Raw genomic sequence first — 22,523 nt, forward strand, 5'->3', positions numbered from 1 at the left:
GACGATGGGCCCAATCAGGGCCGTGGCACGGCATCGACCGTGCCGGGTGCATTCGACGAACAGCTGATTCGAAACGGAGGATGCGTCCGTGACGACGACAACGCAAGACACCCGGACCGCCATAGCACCGGGGTCGGTGGTCGTGGTCCGCGACGAGGAGTGGCTGGTACGCGCGACCGAGCACACGACCGATGGCACGCTGGTGCACGTTCAGGGTCTCGGGGAGTTGGTCCGCGACACGTCAGCGTCCTTCTACGAGAAGCTGGACAACGTGGTGCCGCTCGAGCCGGCACACGCTCGTGTCGTGGCCGATGCCAGCCCGCAGTACCGCACCGCCCGCCTGTGGCTGGAGTCGACGATTCGCAAGTCGTCGGTTCCTCTGGGCGACGACTCACTGACGGTCGCGACGCGTGGACTTGCCGACGCGCTGAGTTATCAGCAGTCGGCAGTTCGCAAGGCGTTGGACCCTGAGAACCTTCGACCACGGATCCTGCTCGCCGACGCCGTCGGCCTCGGCAAGACGCTCGAGATCGGGATGATCCTGTCCGAACTGGTCCGTCGCGGCCGTGGCGAGCGGATCCTCGTGGTGACGCCACGGCACGTGCTGGAACAGATGCAGCACGAGTTGTGGACCCGATTCGCGTTGCCGTTCGTGCGACTGGACACACCAGGCATTCAGCGCGTCCGCCAGAAGTTGCCCGCGACCCGCAATCCGTTCACCTACTACAAGCGAGCGATCGTTTCGATCGACACGCTCAAGTCCGACAAGTACGTCGCGAGCTTGCGTAAGCAGCGCTGGGACGCGGTCGTCATCGACGAGTCGCACAACCTCTCCAACGCCGCCACGCTGAACAACCGCCTGGCACGGCTGTTGGCCCGCAACACCGAAGCGCTGATCTTGGCATCGGCCACCCCGCACAATGGTCGAGCCGAGTCCTTCGCCGAACTGCTCGCGCTCCTCGATCCGTCTGCGGTTCCGGCGGACGGCACGCTCCACCGTGACGAAGTGCAGCGCTTGGTAGTGCGCCGCCACCGGCACAGTCCCGAGGTCGCACATGCCGTCGGCGCCGACTGGGCCGAACGCCAGCAACCGAACAACGTCCTGGTGCCCGCCACGCCGGCCGAGGACGCCGTCGCCCTCGAACTCGAACAGACATGGCTGTGGCCCGACAGCGGCACCAGCCCGTACTCGGGGCAGAACTCGTCGCTGTTTCCGTGGACGTTGGCCAAGGCGTTCCTGTCGTCGCCGGCGGCGCTGCAGGGCTCCATCGACGGACGCCTCGGTCGCCTCGGACACGACGAGCAGGCGGAGGCCGAGCGTAGGGCGCTCGAACGGCTTACTGCGCTGAACAGGGAAACGCTCGACGCGCGCTCCGCCAAGTACGACCGGCTCGTGGCGCACCTCGAAGAGATCGGCGTCGCCCGAAACTCCGAAACCCGCGCGGTGGTCTTCGCCGAGCGGTTGGAGACACTGCGCTGGTTACACCAAGCGTTGCCCAACGACCTCGGACTTCCGACGGAAGCTGTCGAGGTGATGCACGGCGGGCTGGCCGACGACGTCCAGCAGGGCATCGTGGAGTCGTTCAAGCAGGAGCACTCACCGATTCGTGTGCTCGTCAGTGGCGACGTGGCCTCCGAGGGCGTCAACTTGCACTCGCAGTGTCACGAGCTCGTGCACTACGACATCCCGTGGAGCCTCATCCGCATCGAGCAGCGCAACGGCCGTATCGACCGGTACGGACAGAAGCACCCTCCGCGGATCACCGCGCTTCTGCTGAATCCGTCGAACGATCGGTTCGCCGGCGACGTCCGGGTCCTCGCGAAACTGATCGACAAGGAGGACGAGGCACACACAGCGCTGGGCGACGTCGCTTCCCTGATGGGGCGATACGACGTCAAAGGTGAAGAAGACGAGATCCGTGCCGTCCTCGCAGGTGACAAGCAGCTCGACGATGCTGTCCGCCAAGTCGAGGAGGTAGCCGCCGGAGACGACCTCGCGGCGCTCTTCACGCAGCTCTTCGACGCGCCCGCACAGTCGGCCGCAGAAGCCGAACCGCCCACTGGTCACACCGAAGACGGCGGAACAGGGCTCTACGAGGACGACGTCGAATACCTCGAGGACGCACTACGAGAAGCCTTCATCGACCCGACCGCGCCACCGGAACGTGGCGGAGTCGGGTGGCGCCGTGACGCGGCGTTCGGGACCGTAGAACTGACGCCTCCGCGCGATCTGGTGCAGCGCCTCGAAGTGTTGCCGCAGAGCTATCTGACCGACCGCAAGGTCACCGAAAAACTCCTGCTGGCGACGACGACCGCGCGCGGCTCCGACAGGTTGGCGGCTGCCCTGCGCGACGACAGCGACTCGACGTGGCCGGACGCGCACTATCTGAGTCCGCTGCACCCGGTTCTCGACTGGGCAGCCGATCGGGCATTGGCCACTCTCGGCCGCAACGAGGTCTTCGCGGTACGCGGAACGGTCGACGCCCCCACGATCCTGTTGTCGGGCACCCTGACCAATCGCCGCGGTCACGTCGTGGCCGCATCGTGGTTGACCGCCCATTTCCCTGCGACGGACGATGCGTCGTTCGCGTTGATCACCCCGCACGACTCGATGCCAGACGCGCTGCACACGTTTGGCTGGGACGCGGTCAGGTCCAACCCCGGACCGGTGGACGACGTCGCGACGTTGCAGCGGTTCGTGGCGCCGGCAGTACACGAGGCCGAGAAGCACCTGCGCACCGTGTTCGATGCGGCGGAGCGCGACACCGCGGATCGAGTGGAGCGGTGGTCGCGGCGACTCCAGCACTGGGATGCGGAGGCGGACGCGTTGATTCAACGTAGCGAGATCAAACGCCGACGAACGAGTGTGGAGCACGAGCGAGAACTGGTGGAGGCGATGGCACCCGATCAGCAACTCGTACGGCCGCTGTTGGTCGTCGTGCCGGACACGGAGGGGAGCGCACGGTGACTGGATCGGACGCCATCCTCGTCGGTGAGGGTTGGATCTCTGAACATTTCTTCACGACCGACGCCAAGGGTGATTCGTTCCGGGCGCGGGTGTCGGAGCGCCGCGCCACGTGGGACGCCGAGGCGAAGGAGGGCCGGGCGACGCCGCGCTCGCGTTTCACGGAGGTTCGTCAGGAGCTCGAGGCCGATCTGTCGGCGCTGACCGGACTCCTCGATCCGAACGCGGGGGCCAGCGTGCGCGATGGCAGGAGCGCCGACGACGTCGCCGAGACGGTCCGCACGCGCCTGTTCGACGTCCTGGAGCTGACCGGACACGGCCTCGTGCTCGAACACGAGAGACCACTGGCACGGGTGTCGGCCCCTGGGGTGACGGGCGCGGCTCCGCTCGTCGTGGTGTCGGCGCGGCCGGTCCAGGCGATCGAGGATCTGCTGCTGCGTGATGCGGTGACACTTCCTGAGCCCGTCCAACTCGCCGACGACGCCGACGAACTGACGTCCGCGGCTCGGCTCGTGTCCGCGCTCTTCGTCGCCGACGACGCACCTGACCTCGTACTCGTGCTCGCCGGCAGGTGGGCCTTGCTCACCGAGCGGGAACGCTGGGCCGAGGGACGCTACCTCGCCGTCGACCTTCAGCTCGTGTGCGAACGCAACGACACCAAGAAGGGTGGCGAGATCGACCGGGCCCTGACGTGCCTGTCCGCGCAGTCGATCGCGCCCGATGCGGAAGGGAAGCTGTGGTGGCACGAAGTTCTCGAGGCCTCCGTCAAACACACGGTCGGCGTTTCCCAGGATCTGCGCGACGGTGTCCGCCTGTCGATCGAGATCATCGCCAACGAGGTCGTCGAACGTCGCCGCGAGAAAGAGCTGGAGCCGCTACGAGCGAGCGAAGCCCAGCCGCTGGCGAAAGAGTCGCTGCGGTACCTGTATCGCATCCTGTTCCTCCTGTACGCCGAGGCCTCGCCGGAGTTGGGAGTCCTACCGGTCGGTGCTCGCGAGTACGACCAGGGCTACAGCCTCGACCGGCTGCGCGAGCTGGTGCAAGTGGAGCTGGCGACGCCGCGTGCCCGCAGCGGCACACATCTCTACGACTCCCTCGGTGTGCTGTTCCGCCTGGTCGACTCGGGGCACTCTCCTGCGCTCGATGGCGAGGACGATGACGACGAAGGGTTGGCGTATACCGAAGGTTTGACGTTCAACGCGCTGAAGGCCGACCTGTTCCGCCCGGAGGCGACCGCCCACATCGACGAGGTCGGCCTCGGCAACGCTGCCGTGCAGCGGGTACTCACCCACTTGCTGTTGAGCAAGGAGTCGCGGGGCAAGGACAGGGGCTTCATTTCCTACGCCGAACTGGGCATCAACCAACTCGGCGCCGTGTACGAGGGCCTGATGTCCTACACCGGGTTTTTCGCCGAAACCGACCTGTACGAGGTCGCAAAGAACGGCGACGGCAGCAAGGGTTCGTGGGTGGTTCCGGTCGACCGGGCCGACACGATCGAACCAGCGGACTTCGTCAAGACCGAAGACCCCGTGACCAGTGAAGAGCGGCCGGTGCTGCATGAAGCCGGTTCGTTCGTGTTCCGCCTGGCGGGACGCGAGCGGCAGCAGTCCGCGTCGTACTACACACCCGAGGTTCTGACCCGCTTCACCGTCGGTCAGGCGTTGGACGAATTGCTCGACCAGGATGGTCGCACGACCCCGGCTACCGAAATTCTCGACATGACCGTCTGTGAGCCGGCACTGGGCTCGGGCGCGTTCGCGATCGAGGCTGTGCGACAGCTCGCCGAGCAATACCTGAAACGACGCCAGGACGAGCTCGGTGTACGCATCGACCCAGACGAATACCCCCGCCGGCTCCAAGAGGTCAAGGCGTATCTCGCGCTGCACAACGTGTACGGCGTGGACCTCAACGCCACGGCCGTCGAGCTCGCCGAGATCTCACTGTGGCTCGACACCATGGTCGAGGGAATGGCGGCACCGTGGTTCGGGCTGCACCTCCGCCGCGGCAACTCCCTCGTCGGCGCACGTCGCGCCGTGTACCAGCGCAGCCAACTCAACGACAAGTCGTGGCTGCGAGCCGTTCCGCGTGACGTACCGCTGACGTCGCTGGCGGACGACATCGACGACGGTCGAGTCGCGTCCGACGGCATCCACCACTTCTTGCTCCCTGCGGAAGGGTGGGGCGCTGGTGCAGATGCCAAGGACGCCGCCACATTGGTTCCCGATCGAGCCAAGCAGCTGAAGGCGTGGCGCAAGGCTGTGCGGGCCAAGCCGACCAAGCAGCAGGCCGACGCGCTGGTCGAACTGGCGCACCGGGTAGAGGTGCTGTGGCAGATCGCGTACCGCCGATTGCGGATTGCCGAGCAGGAAATCCGCCGGTCCATTCCGGTGTGGGAAGCCGGCGACCTCCCTGTCGGCGGCGCCGTGCAGCGCCCGCAGATCGAAGCCGCGCTCGCCGACGCCGACGGCGCATACCAGCGGCTACGTCGCGTGATGGACGCCTGGACGGCTCTGTGGTTCTGGCCGCTCACGGACCACGCAACCACGGTCGGCGACGTGTCCGTGGAGCCGCCGAACCTGTCCCGGTGGATCGAAGGCCTGCAAGCACTCCTCGGTCGCAGCCCCGAGCTACGCAAGGCGTCCCGTTCGCAGGACACTCTGATCGCCGGAGCGAGCTGGGACGAACTGAATGACACCGAGAAGTTCGAACTTTCCTTCGCCAATGCCCGACCAGTGGCCGACGTGCTCGAGGATCACCCGTGGCTCGTCGTGTGCGAGCGGGTGGCAAAACAGCAAGGTTTCTTCCATTGGAACCTCGACTTCGCGACCGTCTTCGGCCGAGGCGGGTTCGACCTACAGGTCGGTAATCCGCCGTGGGTACGCCCACGCTCCGACGTGGACGCGTTGCTGGCCGAGGGTGATCCTTGGTGGCAGCTCGCGGTCAAGCCGACTGAGCACCAGAAAGCGACGCGGCGAGAAGTGACGCTCGCGCTGCCCGGCGTCCACGATCTCGTGGTGGACGGAACCGCCGAGGTCACGAGCATGGCCGAGTTCGCCGGTTCCGCAGGCCAGTACCCACACCTCCAAGGCCTCCAGCCGGACTTGTATCGCTGCTTCATGGAGCAGACCTGGCGGCACACGTCACAGCGCGGCATGGTCGGCCTCATTCACCTGGAATCACATTTCACTGACGAGAAGGCGAGACGCCTCCGCTCTGCGGCGTACCTCCGACTCAGACGTCATTGGGAGTTCATCAACGAACTTCAACTTTTTGAGATTCAGCACCAAAAGCACTACGGCGTAAACATCTACGGAGGCCACCAAGCTTCCCCATACTTTGCAAATGCCGTATCCATGTACCACCCTGATACCGTTGTCAGATCACTCTCTCATGATGGTTCGGGGGATGAACCAGGTTTCAAAGACGCAGACGCCAGCTGGGATCTGCGCCCGCACCACAATCGCATCACGACGGTCACCGACGAGACCTTAGCGACGTGGCACGCGATCCTCGAGTCCGAAGACACGCCGATCCGCGAAACTCGGATGGTCTACGCTGTCAACCGATCCACCGCTACAGCGCTGGAGAAGCTGTCGCATTCCCCACGCATCGGTGAGCTCGACCTTCAGTTCTCACGCGGCTGGGACGAGAGCATCGATCGAAAGAAGGGGTATTTCGAGTCTGAATGGGGCGCACCCGACTCGTGGCGCGACGTGATCCTCCAAGGGCCGCATCTGTTCGTGGCCACTCCGATGTACAAGTCGCCGAACAAGACGATGCTGCATAATACAGACTGGTCGGCGACGGACTTCGAGGCGCTGCCGCCCGATGCGGTACCCGTCACCGCTTACAAGCCCGCCGGCGACAGATCTGCGTACGATCGCAACTACACCCACTGGGGTGAGGACGATGCGCGCCGCTCCGCCCGCGACTTCTACCGCATCGCCTGGCGCAACATGGCAGCAAATACGGGGGAGCGAACGCTGATGCCCGCCCTGGTCCCGCCAGGACCGGCACATATTCATGGCGTCTCAGCGGTCGGCTCCTTGGATATTCCACTCCAGTCACTTGTATGCGTAGCGGGACACGTCTCGTCGTTGTCGGCCGACTTCTTCGTTCGAACGGCACCCAAGTCGACTATCTCAGCCGCTACGGTTGGTCACCTTCCCTACGTTGAGAGCGCGCTAGTGTCAGAACTCGTCCTACGTGTACTCCGGCTGAACTGCGTCACTTCTGCGTACGCGGACCTGTGGACTGCCTGCTACGCGCCGGAGTTCCAGGATGACACTTGGGCAGGAGGGTTCCAGCACAATCGGCACCGTCCACTGGGCGATGTCGCGCCCGAGTGGAGCACGGACGCTCCGCTGCGAATCGCTGCCGACCGTCGGCAGGCCTTGGTCGAGATCGACGCGCTCGTCGCACTCACGCTGGGGTTGACGGCCGACGAGCTGTGCACGATCTACCGCACACAGTTCGCTGTCCTCTACGGTTACGACCGCAACACGTACTACTACGACACCAACGGGCGGTTGGTACCCAACACTGTATTGAGTGTGTGGCGGAAGAAGGGTGACAGGATCACCGAGGAGGAACGCACCGCGACGAACCCGGCCGGCATCGCCTACACCTACGAGCTGCCGTTCCAGACGTTGGATCGGGAGGCGGACATGCGGCAGGCGTACGCCCACTTCGAGCGTCTGGCGGAGGAACGCTCATGAGTGAACTTCTCCCCACTCTGCAGGCGAGCGGCATCCGGCACAGCCTCGTCGACTACCTGACGACGACGTTCGGCCTCACCGACGGTGACGCTCGCGACGGGCTCGACCGGTTCCTGTCCGACCCGGAGTCAGGCATGTTCAAGGGGCCCTACGTACGCCTCCGCCTGCCGTTTCGCCCGGCTAACGAAGGCTGGCGCGATGCACTGGAGTGGTACGAGGGGTTCCCTCCCTACGGCCACCAGGCGACCGCGTTCACCCGACTCGCCTCCGCGGCCGGCGGCAGCTCGCGTCGGCCGTCGCCCACGTTGATCACCACCGGGACCGGGTCAGGAAAGACCGAAGCTTTCCTGTATCCGATCCTCGACCACGTCCTGCGTGCGCGTCGGAACGGCGAGACGGGCACCAAAGCTCTGATCCTCTACCCGATGAACGCGCTCGCCAACGACCAGGCTGCGCGGCTCGCGAAACTGATCACGTCGCACACCGAGCTGGCGAACGTCACGGCAGCACTGTTCACCGGCCAGACCGGGCAGGCGAACAGAACCGTGACGCCAGACGGGTTGATCACCGATCGCGGGATCGTTCGCGACACGGCTCCAGACATCCTGCTCACGAACTACAAGATGCTCGACCAGCTGCTGCTTCGCCCCGAAGACCAGGAGCTGTGGCGACAGTCGGCCACGAGCTTGCGCTATCTCGTGCTCGACGAGTTCCACACCTACGACGGCGCCCAAGGTACGGACGTGGCCATGCTGCTGCGTCGCCTCGGTCTGACCCTGAAGAGTCATTGGCACGACGACGACCCTCATGTCGACGACGCGGCTCGGGAACGTCCGCTCGGTCTGATGACACCAGTCGCGACGTCGGCGACGCTCGGCGACAAGGGCGACCCGACCGTCATGCTCGATTTCGCGCAGACGGTCTTCGGTGAACGCTTCGAGTCCGACGCGGTGGTCACCGAGACTCGCCTCGATCTGGACGAATGGATCGGTGACGCTGACGCTGCGGTCGCCGGCGCCGAGTTCGAGCCGGTGGACCTCGGCTCTCTCGACTTGGGCGCGGTCGTCGAGGCAGTGGACACGCTCGGCCACGATCCGACCGGAGAGCGCGTCGCCCACGCCGTCTTGAGTTGGATGTACGGCGTCGACACCTCCCGTTTCGCTGACGCCGAGCCGGAACTGTTGGCGGCCCTGTGTCGCGGACACCCGTTGGTCCGACGCCTCGCGGAGCACGCACAGAACGCACTCGCCCTCGAAACGCTCGCGGGACGGGTCTTCGACCACGGCAACGGCAACGTAGCGCATGCGGAAACGGCACTGTCGTACGTGCTCGCGATGCTAGGCCACGTCAGAGCGGTGACCGGACGCGCGGCGTTGTCGGTGGACGTACATCTGTGGGTCCGGGAACCCACCCGTATCGATCGAGCCGCGGACGCGACGGCACTCTTCCGATGGAGCGACGACGGCCCACCGATCTCCGGAGACGACGCCGAAGACGTACGCCCGTCGTTTCCCGCAGTCTTCTGCCGCCACTGCGGACGATCCGGGTGGGGCGTCGGGCTCGCTCCCGTCGGCAACACACTCACGGTGGACGACGAGCGCATTCGGCAGCAGCACGCCGCCCACGAAGGTCGCTTCCGACCGTTGCTGTACGCACCCGCCGAAGCCGCCGCACATCTCGAAGAAGGCGAGCGTGTCGACGGCCTCGTCTGGTTCTCCGTCCGCAACCGTGAACTACTCACCGCGGTCGCCGAAGACGACCCGGACCTGCGCGACGGCTGGATCCTCCCAGTGCTCACCAACGCAGGAGCGGAGGCCGACGAACGTAGCCGCAAGGACACGTGCCCCTCGTGTCGGCAGGAAGACGGAATCCGTTTCCTCGGCAGCGCGGTCGCCACCCTCCTGTCGGTGTCGCTGTCGACGATGTTCGGCTCACCGACACTCGACGCACACGAGAAGAAGGCGCTGGTGTTCACCGACTCGGTGCAGGACGCCGCGCACCGGGCGGGATTCGTCCAGGCCCGGTCCCACACCCTCACCCTGCGCGCAGCGTTCCGCGAAGCAGTGGCCGACGGCCCGCTGACGCTCGACGCACTCGTCGACGAAGCGATGAGACAGGCCGGCGACGACCCTTTCGCTCGCTACCGCATTCTCGCGCCGGACTGCGCGGATCGAGAGTCGTTCGTGGACTTCTGGCGATCGACGAGCTTGCGGTCGGTGCGTGCCTCGGTTCGGTCTCGGGTCCGCAGGAGACTCGCGCTCGACGCAGCGCTGGAGTTCGGCCTCAACTCCCGCGTCGGCCGCACTCTCGAACTCACCGGCGCGGTGGCGGCCGAAGTCGAAGCCGGCCTGCCCGTGCGCATGGTCGGCGTCGCACGCTCCGCACTGCAGAACACGTCGTGGCAGGACACACTCGGCTCGGACGGGCCCGACGACACCACGCTGGTGCAATGGGTGCGCGGCGTTCTGGACCGGCTGCGTGCCCAAGGCGCCATCGATCACCCGTGGTTCGAGCGGTACCGGTCCGACGACGGCCGCGACTGGTCGATCTGGGGCGGCCGTCCGCGGGGCGCTGGCATGCCCGCATTTCCCAGAGATCGGCCCAGGCCCGGGTACCCGAAGGTCGGCGGTTCCGCACCGCCAACCACCTACAGAAGCCTCGACTCGGTGACCTCTGCCCAATCGTGGTACGCCCGCTGGACATCACGGGTACTGGACGTCTCGCCACCCGACGGTGCACGTCTCATACGCCTGCTTCTCGGCCGGCTGGCCCACGACGGCGTCTTGACGACCACCACCAGCCAGTCCGGCGCCACCGTCTACGCGATCCCCCCGTCGGCGATCGTCGTCGTTCCCACCGAGGAAGCCGACGTCGTAGCAGGCCGCCACCTGCTCACCTGCGACGTGTGTCGGGCCGCCACTCCCGGCACCACGACCACGGTCCAGCAGCTCACCGGAGCACCGTGCCAGCACGTCCGTTGTCGAGGTCGTCTACAGCCCACGGCGCAGACCGACAACTTCTACCGTCGCCTGTACGCCTCACCGGACATGCGCCGGATCGTCGCGCGCGAACACACCAGTCTTCTCGACGACGAGACGCGCCTGGCACACGAAGACGGGTTCCGCGAAGCCGCCGACAGCCCGCAAGCCCCGAACGTGCTGGTCGCCACCCCCACGCTCGAGATGGGTATCGACATCGGCGACCTGTCGGCCGTGTTTCTGGCATCGCTGCCCCGTACGGTCGCGTCGTACGTACAGCGGGTCGGTCGGGCCGGACGTTTGACGGGCAGTGCGCTCAACCTCGCGTTCGTGAGCGGACGCGGCGACGATTTGCCGAAACTCGGTGATCCGTTGTCGGTCGTCGACGGTGAAGTGCGACCACCGGCCACCTACCTGGCTGCGGAAGAGATACTCCGCCGCCAGTACACCGCTTCCCTGGTGGACGGGTTCGCGCGTGCCTCTGCCCGCCGCCATCCGAGGACAGCGGCCGGGGCGCTGGGATCCAGCGAACCCGGGACGTTCCTGGGCGACCTCGTCGTCCACGCCGAACAGAACGCCGACGAGAACCTGGCTCGGTTTCTCGCCACGTTCGACGGTCTCCCCACCGAGATCGTCGACGATCTCCACGACTGGCTCCGTCCCGTAACGGGCCCCAGGACCAGTGGATTCGCCCGCCACATCAGCACCGCCAGCCGTCGATGGCGCGAGACCGTCGAGACCTTGAAACGCCGGCAGGTGGAGATCGACAAGCTACTGCCCGAACTCGAAGCACGAGTCGAGTCTCCCGCCGCGACCGACGACGACAAGCAAGCGTTGCGATCGGCGAACGCGACACGCAAGCTCACCAACGCACAACTGGGCCACCTCCGCGGCGAGTACTGGATCAGCGTTCTCGAGGAATACGGGATCCTGCCCAACTACACCTTGTTCGACGACTCCGTCACCCTCGACGTCGGGCTGTCCTGGACCGACCCGGACACCGGCGTACACGAGTACGGCAGCGCACGATTCGCCCGCGCCTCCGCACAAGCGCTGCGCGAGCTCGCACCCGGCGCGACGTTCTACGCACGAGGTTGGGAAATCTCCGTCGACGCGGTCGACCTCGGCATGGACGGAACCTCGATCCGCACCTGGGCCTTCTGCCCGGCCTGTGGCTACGCCGCCGACGTCGCGGTGTCCGGTCAAGAGGTCCCCGTCACGTCCTGCCCACGCTGCGGGAGCCGCGGCATCGACGACACCGGACAGCGGCTCGACGTCGTCGAACTGACTCGGGTCTCCGCCGAGGTTCGACGCGACGAGGTCGCGATCTCCGATCGCAATGACCAGCGAGGGCACGTTGCTTTTCAGATCGTCACGGCCGCCGACGTCGACCCGGACCACGTCGACCGTCGCTGGTTCGTCGAAGGCACCGGTCTTGGGTGCACGTACCTGCGCTCCGTCGACATACGCTGGATCAACCTCGGACCCCCTGGACACGGATCCACACGCACGCTTGCCGGCGGCGAACGTCAGGGCATGCTGTTCCGCGTCTGCAGCGGCTGCGGCAAAAAGGACAGCGACACGGGCCAGAACCGACCGCACGAACACCGGCCTTGGTGTCCGCACCGCACCTCGGCCACCGAAGTGACGAAGACCGTCGCGCTCTCCAGGACACTGCGCACCCAGGGTCTGCTGATCCGGCTGCCACGGTCCGTCAGCCTCGGCGACGACTTCGCCGTGCCGAGTCTCTCCGCCGCACTGTTACTCGGGCTGCGCGAACAGATGGGCGGTCACCCGGACCACATTCGCGTCGAACACGTCGTCGACCCGACGTCGTCCGACGGCACCGACAACCACGAGGCCATCCTGTTGCACGACACCGTGCCTGGCGGGACCGGCTACCTCACCGAGACCGCAGCTCCCGACCGACTTCGCGACCTACTCGTTCTGGCGTGGGAACAGGTTCGCACGTGCCCGTGTCGCCATGAAGAACGTCTCGCCTGCCACCGGTGCCTGTTGCCCTTCACGGCTCCGAGCGCGCTTCGACGAGTGTCGCGTGCCACCGCCGACCGTCACCTACGCACGCTCTTGGGGGTGTCCGCTGACGCCGAGACTGCAGAAGGGACGGCGTGGACGGTGACCGAGGTACCGCCGCACGACGAGCCCGAATCACATCTGGAGCGTGCGTTCTATCGCCAATTCGCTGGACGGTTACGGCGGAACGGCGCTGCGGTGACCGAGACACCCGGACCAACAGGCAACGCACTACGCTTCACACTCCCCGGGACACACCGCCAGTGGACGCTCACACCGCAGGCGAACGTGGGTGATTCGCGGCCCGACTTCCTGCTCGAGACCAACGACATGAACGTGCCTGACGTGGCGATCTTCACGGACGGTCATGCATACCACGCGACACGATCCGTCAACCGACTCGCTGACGACGCCAGCAAACGTGCGAACCTGCGCGACTCCGGTCTCGTCGTCCTGAGCGTCACCCTCGAGGATGTCGTCGCCGACGAGAACGGCGCCGACGGTGCACCGCACTGGTACAACGCCAGCGTCGCCGGCAGCCTGATGAACGTGCCGCAATTCCACGCTCCACCCGAGGCGTATCGGAGTCTGGGCCGTGGCCCGATCGCCTGGCTCGTCGATTGGGTGACCGATCCGCAGCCTGGATCCGTGTGCCACGTGTCTCGCGCCGTGCCGATGTTCTTCTCGAACGGACAACCCGTCCAGGTCCCCGATGGCACTCCGTTGGCGAACGTGGCCCGCGCCGTCGTGGTCGACGAGCCGATGCCCACCGGAGAGCGCCGCGTTCATGTCGACCGAACCGGGGCGCTGAGCGTCGCTGTGGAGATGGACGCCAACAACGTCGTCCACGTCGCCGTCGTGCTCGACGATCGCGACGACGCCATCGACGATGTACACGGCGACGCATGGCGCAAGTGGTTGCGGTTGTCGAACGCTCTGTCGCTCCGCGACTGGCCGACCGTCGTCACCACGACGAGCCTCGTGACTCCAGATGTCGCCGAAACTGACGCCGCGGATCACGGCAGGCCCGTCGGCGCGTGGGCGGACGCCTACGACGCGGCCGCTCCAGGCATCGAACGAGAGCTCGTGTCCGCGCTCGCCGGTCACGGTGGATTTCCGCCACCCGTGATCGGAGCCGAAGGCCCAGACGGGATCCCGCTGGATCTGTCTTGGCCCGATCTTCGGATCGCCGTGGCTTCGACACACTTGTCGGAGCAAGACCGGACGGATCTCACTGCTGCAGGCTGGCGGGTCGTCGATCCGTCGGCCGACGAGGTCGTGGCTGCCCTCGGTGCCACGAATCCGACGGACGGAGGTCGTTGATGCCGACCATCATCATGGGCAAGCTCGCCAATCGCCTGGACGGTTCGGTTCGAGGTAAAGCGATGGCGTTTCTGCAGAAGCTCGGCGCCGACGACACTGTCCCCGGCCTGCACGTCGAGCCCATCCACAACTCCGCCGACCCACGAGTACGCACCGGTCGCGTCGACGACTCCTGGCGGGCGGTGATGTTCCGCCTCGACAGCGACGACGAAACCCACTACGTGATCCACGGCATCTGGCCACACGACGAGGCGATCGCCGTCGCTCAGCGGGTCCGTCTCCGAGTCAATCCCGTCAACGGCCTGCCTCAAATCGACGAGATCGCTGTAGCGCCACCAGAGCCGGCGAGCGAGCAGTCGCGGCAGACGTCACCGACGGTGCCACCGCTTCTGGAGCAACTCGGACACGACCGCGCCGGCTTGGTCGACGTCCTCGGTCTCCCCGACGAGGTCACCGATCGAGCCATGTCTGCTGCAGACGAGGATGCGGTACTGGAGCTCGCTCAACACCACGAAGGCTGGATCGGAACGATCCTGCTCGACCTTGCGGCGGGCGACCGCGCACACGACATCGCCGAGCGCATGCAGCTCCAGGAGGCGCCAGAAGTTCTGCACGGCGACAGTCATTCGGATGCCGACGTTCTGGACTCCCTCAAACGTCCCGCCGCGGCCCTGCAGTACGCGTTCATCGGAGACCAGGACGAATTGCGTCGCGTCATCGAGGCCGGTGACTTCGGAGCATGGCGCGTCTTCCTGCACCCCGAGCAACGTCGATACGTCGAACGCAGCTATCGAGGGCCGTTCCGACTTTCCGGTGGAGCAGGTACCGGGAAGACCGTGGTGCTCATACATCGGGCTCGTGAACTCGCCCGCCGTGACCCGGCAGCGAGGATCGTCCTCACCACGTTCACGACGAACCTCGCCGAAGCACTCAGAGACGGTCTCGCGCGACTCGATCCGCAGGCGAACCAGGCCAAGAGCCTCACCGACAGCGGGGTGTACGTCTCGGGCATCGATGCACTCGCCGCGGCGATCCTCCGCGGGGCAGGAACAGGGCTCAAGACCGCGACACGTGAAGTGCTCGGCGAAGAACGGTCGGCTCCCCTCGTCCGCACGCCGGGTTCACGATGGCGCGAAATCGTCGAATCGACGGGCACGACGCTCCCACACACGATCGCGAACGAAACTTTCTTGTCGTCGGAGTACGTGCACGTCGTCTTGGCGAACAAGATTCACGACGAGGCCGAGTACTTGCGGGTACGCCGTTCCGGTCGAGGCGTGGCACTCGATCGCGGTAAGCGGTCGGCCGTCTGGGCTCTGATCGCTGCATACCGCGCGCAGAGCAGAATCGACGGCAGTCTCGACTTCGCCGAGGCCGCGGCCGTCGCCGCCGCGTACCTCTCCGGCCAAGACGAGCGCCCAGCCGATCACGTACTCGTCGACGAAGGCCAGGACCTCGCGCCGACGCACTGGCAGCTTCTGCGCGCTCTGGCGCCGGAGGGCACGGACGACCTGTTCATCGCCGAGGACTCCCACCAGCGCATCTACGGCTCACGCACCGTTCTCGGTCGTCACGGGATCGCCATCGTCGGTCGTTCGCAACGCCTCACACTCAACTACCGAACGACTGCGCAGAACCTGCACTACGCAATGACCATTCTCGACGGAGCCGAATACGTGGACTTGGAGGACGAGCTCGACTCCACGGGGTACCGCTCCGCTCGACTCGGTCCCGCACCCACGATCGACGTCGTCGACTCGCTGGCGAACGAGATCGACGCGGTCGTCAGACACGTGAGCGAGTGGCTCGACGACGGTGACGACCACGAGACCGTCGCGGTGCTGGCGAGGGACCGATACCACCGCGACCGTCTCGTGACGGCGCTCACGGAGCACGGCACCGACGCTCGGGCCGTCGACCGTGAACGTTCCCCGAGAGGACGAGTCCCAGTGATGACGATGCATCGCGCCAAAGGCACGGAATTCTCCAAGGTGGTCCTCGTACCCGGCAGGCCGTCGTCGGGGGAACTGGCCCGGCTCGAATCCTTGGATCCGTCGGAACGAGCGGACGCAGATCTGCGTGCTCGGTCGTTGCGATACGTCGCAGCCACCCGAGCAAGAGACGAGTTGGTGGTCGTGCACAGGAACTGACGTGATGTCGCTCCGAGGCCACGACGTCCAGAGCGTGGCCCCGGAGCGGATGAAGGGCGATGACGATGCCAGACGATTCTCGACTTGCCCCGCGCCGGGCGTTCGCGCGCCCGAACATGGCCGACGTACCCAACGAACCGGGCGTCATGGTCGTCTTCGATCCCACGGGGAACCCCCTCTACGTCGGCTTCAGTCGGACGTTGCGCGACCGCCTGTTGGAGCACTTGAGCGGCGACCGCAGCACGTCTGCGCTGCGCCGGCGGCTCGGCGACATGCTCGACGCGGAGAACCGCCGCACGGTGACCGGTGGCGAGGTCACCGATTGGCTGTCCAAGTGCGAGTTCAGAGCACCTGGAACGCTGGTACAAGCTCGAAATCGCCGCGATGCTCGAGGGGGTCCGATCGGCGATGAACTCGGGCGGAGAGTGGCTGGCCGGGCTCAAGCAAGCGTTCCAGCCGCCGAACAACCTCACGAGCTTCTACTTCCACGGCAAGTTCCTCGACTGGGCAGCCCGCGACCCGGCCGCGGCACAGAGCGCACTCGAGGCGTTATGGGATATCGAGTTGGAGCCGGTCGAAGCAGTCCGAACGTTCGCCTCGCACCTGCCGGACGAACTCAGCGGTCCGGGATCGCGGGCCAATCTCGCGTCGTTCCTGCTGACGGCGATCGACGCCACACAGTTGCCGATCTACAAGTTCACCGTGTTCGAGAACGCCTACCGGAGCGTCGGTCTCGATCCCGCAGACCGCAAGACCCCGCATGGCGCCTACGCCGCCGCGCTCGATTTTCTCGATACGTACGGCGGCAAGCTCGCCGAGCGTAGCCGTCCGCAACGCGACCGCCTCGACCTTCAGGGGCTGCTGTGGACCGTGTTCGCTGGCGAGGCACCGGAAACGTGGAGCGCGGACGAGAAGACGGGTTACGCGAATTTCGTGAAGGGACAGACCGTGAACGACCTCGGCGCGCTCGTCGCCAGATTCCGCGACGAGATCGGCTACCCGCCCGAAGGGCGCGTACAACGCCACCGTGAACGTGAGGACCTCGCCGCCTCACTCAGCCGGGAGGCGTTGGCGGAGCCGGACGTCGATGAGTGGCGTCGTTTCGCCGGCCCCGTCTATGGATCGCCAGGCCCGCAGCCCGGCTTCAATACGCATCTCCAAACGCCTGAAGGCATCAGGCGCGTCGCCGACGCGTTCGGGTACCTGCTCTACGGAGAGGGTGAGCTACACGAGCGCATCGATGCGCTGCAGTCTGACGAGCGCCGCGTACCAGGGCTCGGCGAGGCGCTCATCACCAAAGCCCTCGCCGTCACGCTGCCGGATCGTTGGTTCCCGACGTACGTCACCAAGTCACGCAAGCAAGTAGGACGGGAGGACGTCCTACGCCTCCTGCAGTTGCCGCCGATCCCCACGGGGCTGACGCTCGGGCAAGCGGCGATCTGGTCAAACGACACGGTGTATCAGGCGTTGAAGCCGCATTTCCCGGACGACGCCTGGGGCATGCAAGAGTTCGCGTGGTGGGCGCTGAAACGCGAGGTCGACGAAGACGACACGTCGCCGGTCGACCCGGTCGCCGAGCTCGCTGGCGAACTCTTCCTCTCCGAGGACTGGTTGCGGAAGACCGTCAGGCTGCTTCACGACAAACGTCAGATTGTCTTCTACGGCCCACCCGGAACCGGCAAGACCTACGTCGCGCGAAAGCTGGCCGCGCTCGTCGCGCATGGCGGCGGGTCGGTGGAGACGATCCAGTTCCATCCGTCGTACGCCTACGAGGACTTCGTCGAGGGCTACCGGCCCAAGTCCGACGACGCCGGTCAGATCTCGTACGAGATCGTCGACGGCCCGCTCAAACGGCTCGCCCAGGCCGCGCAAGACCGACCCGAAGTCGACCACGTCCTACTCATCGACGAGATCAACCGTGCCAACACGTCGAAGGTGCTCGGTGAGCTCTACTACCTGCTCGAATACCGTGACGAGGAAATGCGCTTGCAGTACTCGTCCGTGCCGTTCTCGCTTCCGAGCAACCTCAAGATCATCGCGACGATGAACACCGCGGACCGTTCGATCGCGCTTCTCGATGCGGCCCTTCGGCGCCGGTTCCATTTCCTCGCGTTCTTTCCCGATCGCGAACCGATCGACAAGCTGTTGTCGGAATGGCTGGCAGCTCGCCGACCGGAGATGCAGCACGTCGTCAAGTTGGTCGAGGCGGCCAATGAGCAGCTCAAGGACCGCGACCTCGCCATAGGCCCGAGCCACTTCCTCCGCGAGGACCTCGACGAGGAGAGCCTCGAACTGATCTGGGAGCACTCAGTCCTGCCGTATCTCGAGGAGGAATTCTTCGCCGATCCTGATCAGCTCCAGGACTTCGAGCTGAGTCGGCTGCGTGACAAGGTCGAGCGTCAGGCTCGCGCCGTCGACGCAGGTATGGCGGCGGGGCCGGATAGCGCGGACGAGTACCCGGAGTCACCGTGACGCTTCGGCTGATCGAGGCACGGGAGTGGCGCACGACCGTCGGGCATCAGCTTTCGACCTTCGAGCGCGACCAGCTCGCTGCGCTCGTCCCGTCGCTCACGATCGCTCCAACACCGGGTGAGGTCGACCGCTACGACCTGACCCCCCGGCAGTCACGTCGGAGTGGTTCGCGTCGGCGACTTGCAGCTGCAGATCCAACCCAAGGTCGGTGTCGCGCAGGTCATTGCCCTGGCTTCGTACGCGATCGACCCGAAGGCCTGGAAGGATTCGCCGGCATTCGTCACGTCTGACACGGACCTCGCAGAGGCTGCGATCCCGGCTCTCGCGCAGCTCACGCGCCAAGCGCTACGTCGCGGTCTCCTGCAAGGGTACCGCAGAGCCGAAGACGACCTCACGACCATCCGCGGCCGTATCGACACCGGGCAGCAGCTCAGCCGTCGAGCCGGCCTGCCACTACCCGTCGCCGTGACGTACGACGACTACGACCACGACATCCTGGAACACCAGCTGATCCGCGCAGCTGCCAAGGCGCTGGGGCGTCTCCGCCTGCGGCACGTCGACAGCCGACGCGAACTCACCTGGATGAGGCAACAACTCCACGAGGTCAGTGACGTCCGGTTCGACCCGGCGAACGTGCCCGAGCCACGGTGGACACGACTCAATGACCGTTACCGTCCGGCCGTCACGTTGGCACGACTCGTCTTGTCTGGCGCAGTCGCCGAGGCACAGGCCGGACACCACGACCTCGCGTCGTTCTTGGTCAACATGAACACCGTGTTCGAGGATTTCGTCCGGGTCTGCTTGAAGGAACACCTGCGGCTGACCGACCGCCAGTTCCCGCCCGGTGCGCACGTGCCCGCCAACTACCTCGACGTCGAACGCAATCTCCGACTCGAGCCGGACCTGTCGTGGTGGATCGGCAACAGATGCGTCTTCGTTGGTGACTGCAAGTACAAGAGGCCGACGGGCAGCATTCCGAACAGCGACGTCTACCAGATGCACGCCTACCTGACGGCGCTGCGTCTACGACAGGGCGTCCTCGTCTACGCCTCGGGCCACGACGTCCCACCGCCAGCGACGATCGAGCACGGTGGGACCCGAATCGACGTTGCCTCGATCGACATCCGCCGCCCGGTCCGCGACCTGGTCAGTGACCTACAGCGGCTAACAAACGAGATCCGCCGCCACGCTCACTCATATGCCGCACCGATCAGCCGGATGCCTCCGACGCACACGACCAGCCCCACGCGACGTTGACGCAGTACGTCCTCTCACAAGTCCGCTCGGCTGTACGCGATACACATCCGGTCGACTCGGCAAGCTCAGCCGGTGAACCGACCGTGTCGGACGACCTCGTCCTCGTGCCAGACCGTAGGCTGGTGTCATGCAGAGTGAGTTCCATGACGAGCGGGTCGCGCTGCTTGCTCTGCTTCAAACCCGACCGCAGCGGATATCGTGGTCGAAGATCACAGAACAGATCATCGACGCCGGTAGCGCTACCGACGTATGGAATCGGCTAGTCCCGCCCACACTCACGCCACCGCCTAATGGCTCCGACCCGATAGACGCGGCGGAGCAGACGATCTCGGCATGGGGCGAGCAAGGACTGCGGTTCGTCACGTTTCTGGACGCTGACTATCCCGCCCCTCTGCGAGGCATACACGAAGCACCGCCGTTCCTGTTCATCGACGGAAAGTCCGAGCCGGACGACTCCGCGGTCGCCGTTGTCGGGTCACGGAAGTCCTCAGAGCGCGGACTCGCCTTCGCTCGTGACGTCGCGTCGGCACTCGTCGGTGAAGGAATCACCGTTACGGCGGGACTCGCACTCGGAATCGACACCGCCGCTCACGAAGCAGCGCTACACGCAGGTGGTCGTACGGTCGCCGTGCTTCCCACTGGCATCAGCCAGGTCTACCCGAAAGAGAATCAAGGGCTGAAAGCTCGCATCAGCGAAACCGGCCTCGTCATCTCCCAGTTCTTTCCGGATGCGCCGCCGCAGAAACACACGTTCCTCATGCGTAATGCGACGATGTCCGGATACAGCAGGGCCACGGTGGTCGTCGAAGCAGGCGAGCACAGTGGGGCCCGCGCGCAAGCCCGTATGGCGACTGAGCATGGCCGCCCGGTCATTCTCAGACGCGACGTCGTCGACCACAACGCCTGGGGCAAGGAGCTTGCGGACCAGCCTGGTGTCACAATTGCCGATACCGCCGATGACGTGGTCACCACCATTCTGGGACTCATCCGCAGCCAAGAACTGATCGATTCTACTCTGCGTTCACTCGTCGAGTTGTGACATGGCTGAGAAGCCTGACGTCGCTCAACTTGCCGATTACCTTGTCAGCCATGCTGGCGGCTATCTTCGTAACACCGTACGAATCCAGCGGCAGACATGTTCGATCTGTACCACGCCCACAAACGGCTACAAGACGTGCTATCCGTGTCGAGGCCATCAACAACAATACAGAAACGAGCTTGCAGACCTGGTAGCACCAGTCATATATGCTAAGAAAGGAACTCAGGCCGGCTACTTGATGCACGGATACAAACAGCCTCCCGTCGCCCCGGAGCACCGCAGAATAGTTGCGACCCTGAGCCTCGTCACACTATCGCTGCACTCAGGGTGCCCCGGACGTCTCATTGGGTCGCCGTTGACGAGTTGGGCAACAGTCCCGTCCCTTGCCGGACGCTCAGGGCGACACCCCCTACACGCTTTGGTAGCGCGCATGGTCCCGTTGCCGGAAATTCCGTTGCATCCCGGCGAAGACGTCGTCGATCCCCGTGCCGCAAGAGCCGACAATTTCACCGCAGATCCCGTCCACGACGTCGGCGCGCACGTTCTGCTACTCGACGACACGTGGGCCTCGGGCGGTCATCTCCAGTCGGCAGCCCTTGCGCTTCGACAGGCCGGAGCCGCACACGTGTCTGGCCTGGTCCTTGCTCGTTGGATAGGGGAGTCAACCGTAAGCACGGGAGATTTCCGGACGAAGCTTGCGCGCCCCTACAACCCTGATGTGTGTCCATGGACAGGCGCGACCTGCCCGTGAAATGGCCAACTCACCGAGCATGCCCTGAGCCAGCTACGCAGCCCTCGGTCATGGTCGGCGTGGCTGGACGCCTTCGCGCCGTTCGGCCACTATCGAAGACAAGTTGCATAGATGCGCTCTGCGGCTCGATCGATCTGCGCTCGTCGAAGTCTGTGCAGCTCAGTAGGCACTCGAGATCGTGGCGCTGCGCCATGTCGACGAGTTCGTCAGCGGTGAAGAGTTGCCAGTCGAACGAGTCGGTCGTGTCGCCGTCGTAAGCGAGGTCGACGCCGAGCCTGTCGCCGCGAATCGAGGTCGTTGTCTCGACCACCACGCCGGCCCGTGTCGTCGTCCTCGTCGCGCCGTCCCGTCTCGGCGAGTGGTCGCCGTTGTAGACGTCGAGGATCAGCCGGCCACCCGGAACGAGCTTGGAGGCCATGTCGGCGAACCATTGCTCATTCTCGTCTCTGGACAGGAACCCGAAGCTCTGTCACATACAGATGACGGCGTCGAACCAGCCCGCCATATGACGCAGATGCCGCACGTCGAGCTCGGCCACACGCACCCCTGCATGACACCTACGGGCGACAGCGAGAGCTTCGGTGTTTTCGGTCCACGGCCACGACCTCGTAACCTGCCCGCGCCAGTGGCGCGCTGAGTCGTCCTCGACCACAACAGACGTCGAGGACGCGCCCGCACCAAGGCTTCGGCAGGTTCCGGGCCAAGAAATTCCTCTCGCGATCGGTGGATGGCCGAGTCTCACTGAACACGTCGAACCACGTGGGCGAGTACACGTTTCACCGTCATGACCGGCCATTCTGGCTCCGTCGCAGGACGCGACCAATGTCGTGGTCCGC

9 protein-coding genes are annotated in these 22,523 nt (G+C 65.5%); 7 read left to right on the plus strand and 2 right to left on the minus strand.

What is annotated here, in order from left to right; translation table 11 throughout:
* Nucleotides 1-88: 88 nt before the first annotated feature.
* The 7 genes from CLV30_RS02135 (at nt 89) to CLV30_RS02165 (ending at nt 20,936) form a co-directional block, all read left to right on the plus strand.
* Nucleotides 89-2,968, plus strand: coding sequence for an SNF2-related protein (locus CLV30_RS02135; RefSeq protein ID WP_205740387.1), 2,880 nt, complete (start codon nt 89-91; stop codon nt 2,966-2,968).
* Nucleotides 2,965-7,683: an Eco57I restriction-modification methylase domain-containing protein gene (locus tag CLV30_RS02140; protein WP_106535503.1), complete on the plus strand. Its 4,719-nt coding sequence runs from the start codon at nt 2,965-2,967 to the stop codon at nt 7,681-7,683. The genes CLV30_RS02135 and CLV30_RS02140 overlap by 4 nt, the downstream gene beginning before the upstream one ends.
* On the plus strand, nt 7,680-14,018 hold the full coding sequence (locus CLV30_RS02145; RefSeq protein ID WP_106535504.1) for a DEAD/DEAH box helicase: 6,339 nt from the start codon (nt 7,680-7,682) through the stop codon (nt 14,016-14,018). Before CLV30_RS02140 ends, CLV30_RS02145 begins: the two co-directional genes overlap by 4 nt.
* Nucleotides 14,018-16,168, plus strand: coding sequence for a UvrD-helicase domain-containing protein (locus tag CLV30_RS02150; protein ID WP_106535505.1), 2,151 nt, complete (start codon nt 14,018-14,020; stop codon nt 16,166-16,168). The genes CLV30_RS02145 and CLV30_RS02150 overlap by 1 nt, the downstream gene beginning before the upstream one ends.
* A 384-nt stretch (nt 16,169-16,552) precedes the next feature.
* Nucleotides 16,553-18,640: an McrB family protein gene (locus tag CLV30_RS02155; protein ID WP_106535506.1), complete on the plus strand. Its 2,088-nt coding sequence runs from the start codon at nt 16,553-16,555 to the stop codon at nt 18,638-18,640.
* Between the two features lie 162 nt (nt 18,641-18,802).
* Entirely contained in the window at nt 18,803-19,897 is a 1,095-nt protein-coding gene (locus tag CLV30_RS02160) for an McrC family protein (RefSeq protein ID WP_106535507.1), read from the plus strand.
* Nucleotides 19,898-20,024: 127 nt separating this feature from the next.
* Nucleotides 20,025-20,936, plus strand: a complete 912-nt coding sequence (locus CLV30_RS02165; protein WP_106535508.1) for a DNA-processing protein DprA — start codon at nt 20,025-20,027, stop codon at nt 20,934-20,936.
* Between the two features lie 761 nt (nt 20,937-21,697).
* Here CLV30_RS02165 and CLV30_RS02170 read toward each other — a convergent pair.
* Nucleotides 21,698-22,105: a hypothetical protein gene (locus CLV30_RS02170; protein ID WP_106535509.1), complete on the minus strand. Its 408-nt coding sequence runs from the start codon at nt 22,103-22,105 to the stop codon at nt 21,698-21,700.
* Between the two features lie 139 nt (nt 22,106-22,244).
* Complete coding sequence (locus CLV30_RS27720; RefSeq protein ID WP_106535510.1) at nt 22,245-22,460, minus strand: class I SAM-dependent methyltransferase; 216 nt, start codon at nt 22,458-22,460, stop codon at nt 22,245-22,247.
* Between the last annotated feature and the right edge of the window lie 63 nt (nt 22,461-22,523).

The sequence above is a fragment of the Haloactinopolyspora alba genome, from assembly GCF_003014555.1.
Taxonomy (GTDB): domain Bacteria; phylum Actinomycetota; class Actinomycetes; order Jiangellales; family Jiangellaceae; genus Haloactinopolyspora; species Haloactinopolyspora alba.

Coding starts and splice junctions, on each gene's coding strand:
- CLV30_RS02170 (WP_106535509.1), bottom strand. CDS start 22,105: ATGGCCTCCAAGCTCGTTCCGGGTGGCCGGCTGATCCTCGACGTCTAC.
- CLV30_RS02155 (WP_106535506.1), top strand. CDS start 16,553: ATGCTCGAGGGGGTCCGATCGGCGATGAACTCGGGCGGAGAGTGGCTG.
- CLV30_RS02150 (WP_106535505.1), top strand. CDS start 14,018: ATGCCGACCATCATCATGGGCAAGCTCGCCAATCGCCTGGACGGTTCG.
- CLV30_RS02165 (WP_106535508.1), top strand. CDS start 20,025: ATGCAGAGTGAGTTCCATGACGAGCGGGTCGCGCTGCTTGCTCTGCTT.
- CLV30_RS02145 (WP_106535504.1), top strand. CDS start 7,680: ATGAGTGAACTTCTCCCCACTCTGCAGGCGAGCGGCATCCGGCACAGC.